The 6,881-nt window shown below is 55.3% G+C and carries 5 protein-coding genes and 2 rRNA genes (1 of these 7 only partly in view); 1 reads left to right on the forward strand and 6 read right to left on the reverse strand.

The window, feature by feature from the left end; all coding sequences use genetic code 11:
* Nucleotides 1-11: 11 nt before the first annotated feature.
* The 4 genes from glyQ to U5L73_RS17140 all read right to left on the reverse strand — a co-directional run bounded on the left by glyQ (nt 12) and on the right by U5L73_RS17140 (nt 4,315).
* The gene (gene glyQ, locus U5L73_RS17125) at nt 12-917 is read right to left on the reverse strand and encodes a glycine--tRNA ligase subunit alpha (RefSeq protein ID WP_296509318.1); all 906 of its coding nucleotides are present in this window, start codon (nt 915-917) and stop codon (nt 12-14) included.
* A 93-nt stretch (nt 918-1,010) separates the two neighbouring features.
* On the reverse strand, nt 1,011-2,579 hold the full coding sequence (gene lnt, locus U5L73_RS17130; RefSeq protein ID WP_416221326.1) for an apolipoprotein N-acyltransferase: 1,569 nt from the start codon (nt 2,577-2,579) through the stop codon (nt 1,011-1,013).
* Complete coding sequence (locus U5L73_RS17135; RefSeq protein WP_322563468.1) at nt 2,579-3,454, reverse strand: HlyC/CorC family transporter; 876 nt, start codon at nt 3,452-3,454, stop codon at nt 2,579-2,581. The genes lnt and U5L73_RS17135 overlap by 1 nt, the downstream gene beginning before the upstream one ends.
* 75 nt (nt 3,455-3,529) lie before the next feature.
* Nucleotides 3,530-4,315 carry a GNAT family protein gene (locus U5L73_RS17140; RefSeq protein ID WP_322563469.1) on the reverse strand — a complete coding sequence of 262 codons (786 nt, stop codon included), beginning with the start codon at nt 4,313-4,315 and terminating at the stop codon, nt 3,530-3,532.
* Between the two features lie 20 nt (nt 4,316-4,335).
* On the opposite strand from U5L73_RS17140, the gene U5L73_RS17145 reads away from it, so the two are divergent.
* On the forward strand, nt 4,336-5,049 hold the full coding sequence (locus U5L73_RS17145) for an FFLEELY motif protein (RefSeq protein ID WP_322563470.1): 714 nt from the start codon (nt 4,336-4,338) through the stop codon (nt 5,047-5,049).
* A 65-nt stretch (nt 5,050-5,114) separates the two neighbouring features.
* Here the strand turns inward: U5L73_RS17145 and rrf are convergent.
* Together rrf and U5L73_RS17155 are read right to left on the reverse strand one after the other, a co-directional pair.
* Nucleotides 5,115-5,227: ribosomal RNA gene (gene rrf / locus U5L73_RS17150) — 5S ribosomal RNA — on the reverse strand.
* A gap of 153 nt (nt 5,228-5,380) precedes the next feature.
* Nucleotides 5,381-6,881, reverse strand: a 23S ribosomal RNA gene (locus U5L73_RS17155) (it continues 1,377 nt past the right edge of the window).

Below are 6,881 nucleotides of genomic sequence, written 5' to 3' on the forward strand. Positions count from 1 at the left end.
TCTCCGTGCGCTTACGCGGCCTTCTTGGGCATCTGTTCAATCCACTCGCGCGGCGCCATCGGAAAGCCCAAACGCTCCCGGCTCTCGTAGTAAGACTGCGCCACGCTGCGCGCCAGATTGCGGATGCGACCGATATACGCTGCGCGCTCAGTCACGCTGATTGCGCCCCGGGCGTCCAGCAGGTTGAAGCTGTGCGCGGCTTTGAGCACTTGCTCATAGGCAGGCAAAGCCAGTTGCTGTTCGATCAGGTATTTGGCTTGCTTTTCGTGCGCGTTGAACGCAGTGAACAAAAAGTCGGCGTCGCTGTGCTCGAAGTTGTAGGTGGATTGCTCGACTTCGTTCTGGTGGTACACGTCGCCGTACTTCAGCGTGTCAGTCCACTGCAGGTTGTAGACGTTGTCGACGCCTTGCAGATACATGGCCAAGCGCTCCAGACCGTAAGTGATCTCACCCGTAGCGGGCTTGCAATCAATGCCACCCACTTGCTGGAAATAGGTGAACTGGGTGACTTCCATGCCGTTGAGCCAGACCTCCCACCCCAGGCCCCATGCGCCCAGTGTGGGGTTTTCCCAGTCGTCTTCGACAAAGCGGATGTCGTTTTTCTTTAGATCAAAACCCAAGGCTTCCAAAGAGCCGAGGTAGAGCTCCAAAATATTGGCCGGTGCAGGCTTCAACACCACCTGGTACTGGTAGTAGTGCTGCAAGCGGTTGGGGTTCTCGCCATAGCGGCCGTCTTTCGGCCGGCGGCTGGGTTGCACATAGGCGGCTTTCCATGGTTCAGGGCCGATGGCGCGCAAGAAGGTGGCCGTGTGTGAGGTCCCGGCACCGACTTCCATGTCATAGGGCTGCAAGAGCGCGCAACCCTGGCGATCCCAGTAGTCCTGGAGGCGAAGAATAATTTGCTGAAAAGTGAGCATGGTGTGAGAGCGATCTCCGGCAAGAGCCGGTGCAGGGCAGGCAGTCAAGTAAACCACGCATTTTACGGGGTGACCGCAGGAGCGAGGGTGTTATCAGGAAGGGGGATTGGAGTCGCGTTGCCGCCACAAGACGACCGATACAGCCAGCGCGATCAGCCACAAGGGCCACAGGCCGTATCGGGAGGCCCACCACGCAAAAGGGGTGGTGCCGCTTCGGCCTTGAACCTCACCTCGCAGCACTCCGCGGGTCTGGGGTGGCAACAGGTGTTGGACAACACCCTCGTGACTCAATACAGCTGTCGCGCCGGTATTGGTGGCCCGCACAAACGGGCGCTGAAACTCGAGAGCGCGTGCGCGTGAAATGTGGAGGTGCTGATCCAGCGCCACGCTGCGATTAAACCAACCGAGGTTACTTACATTGGCAAACACAGTGGGTGCAAGCGCGGCATCGGTAAACCGGGTCGCGAGTTCTTCGCCGTACAAGTCCTCATAGCAAATATTCGGGGCGATCCGTTCGCCCTTCACGGTCAAAGAGGGCTGCCCGAGCGGGCCACGGTTGAAATCACCAAGCGGAATATTCATCAGCCGGGTAAACCACTTGAACAGCGGCGGAATGAACTCTCCGAAGGGTACCAAATGGTGTTTGTCGTATTGCCAGCCAGTTTCACCGGCGGCGAGCGCGACCACCGAGTTGGTGTAGCCCGCCTGGAAGCTCCCTAGCGGTATACCGACGAGGGCTGCTTGCGCCGAGGTCTCGAACTTGCTGCTTAAGCTGGCCCAGTAACCCTCGGGGAGCTGTTGGGGCAAAAGTGGAATAGCTGTTTCTGGTGCGACGACCAAATCGCCCTCGGCTTGCAGCAAGGCGTCGCGGTACCACTGCAACGCGAGTGGCACGCCGCTGCCGGTTTCGAACTTTTCGTCTTGGGGAATATTCCCTTGCAAGAGAGTGACCTGCAGAGTGCCGGTAGGCGTAGTCCACTGGTTCGCGCCTGCAGGTAGCAGCGTGGGCGCCATCAAGAGCACGCTAACCCACACCGCAGGTGCTATCTGACGACGCGCCACGGCGACAGCCAGTGAAGCGGCCCAAGCGGCTGCCAAGGCGCTGACGCCATAGCTTCCAACCCAAGGCAAGAAGAAAGCCAGCGGGCCGTCGAGATGCGCGTATCCGATAGCGCCCCAGCCAAAGCCCGTGAGCCAAGTGCCGCGCGCCATTTCAGCCATGAGCCAAAGGGCCGCAAAGCCTACAGTCGCGCCCCAGTTAGTCCCCAGTGCCCAGCGACGCCAAGCCCAGACTGCGCCTGCGTAGTAAGTGGCTAACGCCGCTGCCAACGAGACCACTGCGATTACGGCCAGCAGCGATGGCAAGCCGCCATAAGTGTGCATCGCCACATACAACCACCAGAAAGTGGTGCTGAGCCATACGGTGGTGAACCACCACGCCGATAGGGCGGCTGCTTTCGGACTTCGCGCCTGTGTCGCTGTCAAAACCAAAATAGCCAGAGCAATGGGCTGCATCCACCAAAAGAGCTGCCCCTTTGAGAAATATGCATCAATTGGCCAGCTAGCGCTCATAGATTGCGCGCATGCCGCTATAAATAGAATAGCAAACGTCATCCAAGGAGGCGCATCCAGTCGGCGCTGGCCTCGGCGTACGAACGGCATCAGTCAGTGATGCCAGGTGCTGGCGTATGTGAAACCTTGAACCACTTCACCGCGCCACCTTTGGTGTGCAGCACGGTAAAGTCGAGTCCACACAGGCTGTAGCGCTCTCCGCGTTTAGGCACGTGGCCCATTTCGTGGGCAATCAGGCCGCCGATGGTGTCAAAGTCGTCCTCAGGGTCTTCTCCCCGCATGGTGAGGGAAAACGCCTCATTGATGCGTTCGAGTGTGGTGTCTCCACTTACCCGGTAAGTCTGATCGGCCAGTGCAAAAATATCGCCTTCGTCCTCGGCGATATCGAATTCGTCTTCAATTTCCCCGACGATTTGTTCGAGCACGTCTTCAATCGTGATGAGGCCAGCGACACGGCCGAACTCATCGATCACGATGGCCAAGTGATTGCGGTTGCCCCTGAAGTCGCGCAAGAGGTCGTTCAACCCTTTGGACTCCGGAACGAAAACGGCGGGACGCAAGAGGGCACGGATGTTGAGCTCGGGCGCGCGCTGCAGCTTAAGCAGGTCTTTGGCCATCAGAATGCCAATGATGTTCTCGCGCTCACCGTCGTAAACAGGGAAGCGCGAGTGTGCGGTATCTATGACCTTGTGCATCAGCTCATCCGGCGTAGCGTGAATGTCCAGCAGGTCCATGCGGGTCGCAGGAACCATCACGTCGCCCGCGGTCATGTCTGCCATCCGGATAACGCCCTCTAGCATGACTCGCGACTCAGCGCCGATGATGTTATTGTCTTCCGCCTCCGCCAGTGTCTCAATCAATTCCGCAGTGGAATCTGGCCCGGGGTGGAGGAATTCGGCGAGTTTCTGGAGAAGGGTGCGCTTGTCCTCTCGTTCGAGATGGCGCGCTGGATGCGGATCAGACACTAGGGTTTGCCCATTTCGGGCGGTGGTTTCGAAGCCTCAAGGATAGCGGATCTTAGGATCCGACCCACGTAAGCACTAAGGCGAACATATTTTTGCAGCGGCAATGGCCCGGCTGCGTACGCTCTGAAAGCCCTTTAACATTTCCACCCAGATACGGCTTTGGGCCACGAGGCTGTAGTGCAAACCCGCCAAATACTCTCCTGCCAACTCACGCAACCGTGACTCGAGATCAGGATGGGGCAGCTTCAGATAGGCCTCTGATTCTGAACCTTGCCGGTGTACGGTCGCACCCCGCTTGCGGGCTATCGCCAGCATAGCGCCATTTTCGGCGAGTGCTTGTATCTGAAGCACCTCGACACCCTCATTGCAAGCGTGCAAAGCGGCTCTCTCGTAGAGCCTGCCGCCAATTCCATGACCCCGTAGCGACGGGGCCACTGAAACGCCGAAATCGCCTACTGGGGGACCATTCGGGGAGTTACAGATAGCCAAGTGCGCCATTGCAACAATGTGAAGTCGGCGATTAAAGACCCCAAATACAGCATCGTTGATAAAGTCCAAGCGATCAACATACGCAGAAATCTGTTGGTCGGTGGCGACGTAGCCAAACCGTAGGAAACGATCTGCAGTCTCCAGCGCTAACAGATGCTTCCTTAAGCGCTCGCGGTGATTAGGACCCAAAGCTCGTATGCTGACCGCTATGCCTGTCTCTTTTGCTGCACGCACAGCACCTGAATTTTCGGCCACCGGTGATCTTTTGTCGTAATTCCTTGGGTGGTACATGCCACTGACTGTAAGGGTTTTCCCTTGATTTTCGTAGAGCAAGGGCTTTAATTCGGATTTAGTGAGGTTTTCAAGCGTCAAGCCTTCCTAAGATGGACAGCATGAAAAAACATGCAGGCGCCGAAGAGATACACCGGGCATTTCATGAGGTCGCGCTACTTCGTAGCTCTAACGAATCTCACCGATCACGCGGCGTGACTCTGCGTGCGCTGAAAGCATTTCAAAGCAAGCGCTTTGAACACACTTACCACGACCTGCTCGCTAGTGAGGTGTATGGCCCTCCTTGTGATTTTTTTCTCAAAGAGATCTATGGGGATAAAGACTTCTCGCAACGTGATCGACAGTTTGAACGCATTGCGGCGTCTGTCGAGCGGATGTTTCCAAGGAACATCCTTGAGATGGCCGTAGACCTCGCTGAACTCCACGCGCTGACCGAACTGCTAGACACAAGAATGGCCGAAGCTATGGAATCATTGGGCTACAGACCTAGCCAAATGCCGTTGGATAGCGGGACCTATGCGGTAGCCTGGCGTACGAGCGGACTTTCAGCACAGAGAACGCAACAACTAGAAATGGTATTGGAATTAGGCAATAGGCTGGACCGCATAACGACCATGCGCGGGGTTAGATTTACCCTAAGGGCGATGCGCCTACCCGCTCGCGCAGCGAATCTGTCAGCACTTCAAAGCCTTTTGGAAAAGGGCTTTGAGACGTTTAGTGGACTTGCTCAGCTGAAAGGCTGCACGGCCCACTTTCTCAACACGATCGCGGAACGAGAATCGGCATGGATAAGGAGACTAGATGGTTCCCAGTGACACATCAAAAACCACAGGCGAAAAAAAACCCCACCATCACTGGTGGGGTTTCTTCGGCTGTAATAGCCTGACGATGACCTACTTTCACACGGGGATCCGCACTATCATCGGCGCTGACTCGTTTCACTGTCCTGTTCGGGATGGGAAGGAGTGGTACCAAGTCGCTATGGTCGTCAGGCATAACTTGTTGTCACCCAGACCAGAGGTCTGGGCAACCAATTTATAGAGCTAATCAGCTTGTCTTTTACGACGCCATCTCACTTTGAGATGGTCATTTGAATGCGTCAACTTGGCATAACTTCCTTGAAGTACTTGCGTACATCAAAGTTATAGGGTCAAGCCGCACGAGCAATTAGTATCGGTTAGCTTAACGCATTACTGCGCTTCCACACCCGACCTATCAACGTCCTGGTCTTGAACGACTCTTCAGGGGGCTCAAGGCCCCGGCAGATCTCATCTTGAAACGAGTTTCCCGCTTAGATGCTTTCAGCGGTTATCTCTTCCACACTTAGCTACTCGGCAATGCCACTGGCGTGACAACCGATACACCAGAGGTGTGTCCACTCCGGTCCTCTCGTACTAGGAGCAGGCTTCCTCAAATCTGCAGCGCCCACGGAAGATAGGGACCAAACTGTCTCACGACGTTTTAAACCCAGCTCACGTACCTCTTTAAATGGCGAACAGCCATACCCTTGGGACCGGCTACAGCCCCAGGATGAGATGAGCCGACATCGAGGTGCCAAACACCGCCGTCGATATGAACTCTTGGGCGGTATCAGCCTGTTATCCCCAGAGTACCTTTTATCCGTTGAGCGATGGCCCTTCCATACAGAACCACCGGATCACTATGTCCTGCTTTCGCATCTGCTCGACTTGTCAGTCTCGCAGTTAAGCACGCTTATGCCATTGCACTATCATCACGATGTCCGACCGTAACTAGCGTACCTTCGAACTCCTCCGTTACGCTTTGGGAGGAGACCGCCCCAGTCAAACTGCCTACCATGCACTGTCCCCGATCCAGATAATGGACCTAGGTTAGAACCTCAAACACACCAGGGTGGTATTTCAACGTTGGCTCCATAAGATCTAGCGACCCTACTTCAAAGCCTCCCACCTATCCTACACAGATCTGTTCAAAGTCCAATACAAAGCTACAGTAAAGGTTCATGGGGTCTTTCCGTCTTTCCGCGGGGAGATTGCATCATCACAAACATTTCAACTTCGCTGAGTCTCAGGAGGAGACAGTGTGGCCATCGTTACGCCATTCGTGCAGGTCGGAACTTACCCGACAAGGAATTTCGCTACCTTAGGACCGTTATAGTTACGGCCGCCGTTTACTGGGACTTCAATCAAGAGCTTGCACCCCATCATTTAATCTTCCAGCACCGGGCAGGCGTCACACCCTATACGTCCACTTTCGTGTTTGCAGAGTGCTGTGTTTTTAATAAACAGTCGCAGCCACCGATTTTTTGCAACCTCATTGGGCTCCATCCGCAAGGGACTTCACCTACTAAAGGCACACCTTCTTCCGAAGTTACGGTGTCAATTTGCCGAGTTCCTTCTCCTGAGTTCTCTCAAGCGCCTTAGAATACTCATCTCGCGCACCAGTGTCGGTTTGCGGTACGGTCGTGTGTAGCTGAAGCTTAGTGGCTTTTCCTGGAAGCAGGGTATCACTCACTTCGTCTGCAAGCAGACTCGTTATCACTCCTCATCTAAGCCCGGCGGATTTGCCTACCAGGCACGACTACAAGCTTGAACCAACATGTCCAACAGTTGGCTGAGTTAACCTTCTCCGTCCCCACATCGCACTACACATCGGTACAGGAATATTG

Source organism: Rhodoferax sp. (genome assembly GCF_034520025.1).
Taxonomy (GTDB): Bacteria; Pseudomonadota; Gammaproteobacteria; order Burkholderiales; family Burkholderiaceae_C; genus Allorhodoferax.

What these genes read in the sequence shown, in the direction of transcription:
- glyQ (WP_296509318.1), bottom strand. Translation starts at nt 917, where the DNA reads ATGCTCACTTTTCAGCAAATTATTCTTCGCCTCCAGGACTACTGGGAT.
- U5L73_RS17145 (WP_322563470.1), top strand. Translation starts at nt 4,336, where the DNA reads ATGAAAAAACATGCAGGCGCCGAAGAGATACACCGGGCATTTCATGAG.
- lnt (WP_416221326.1), bottom strand. Translation starts at nt 2,579, where the DNA reads ATGCCGTTCGTACGCCGAGGCCAGCGCCGACTGGATGCGCCTCCTTGG.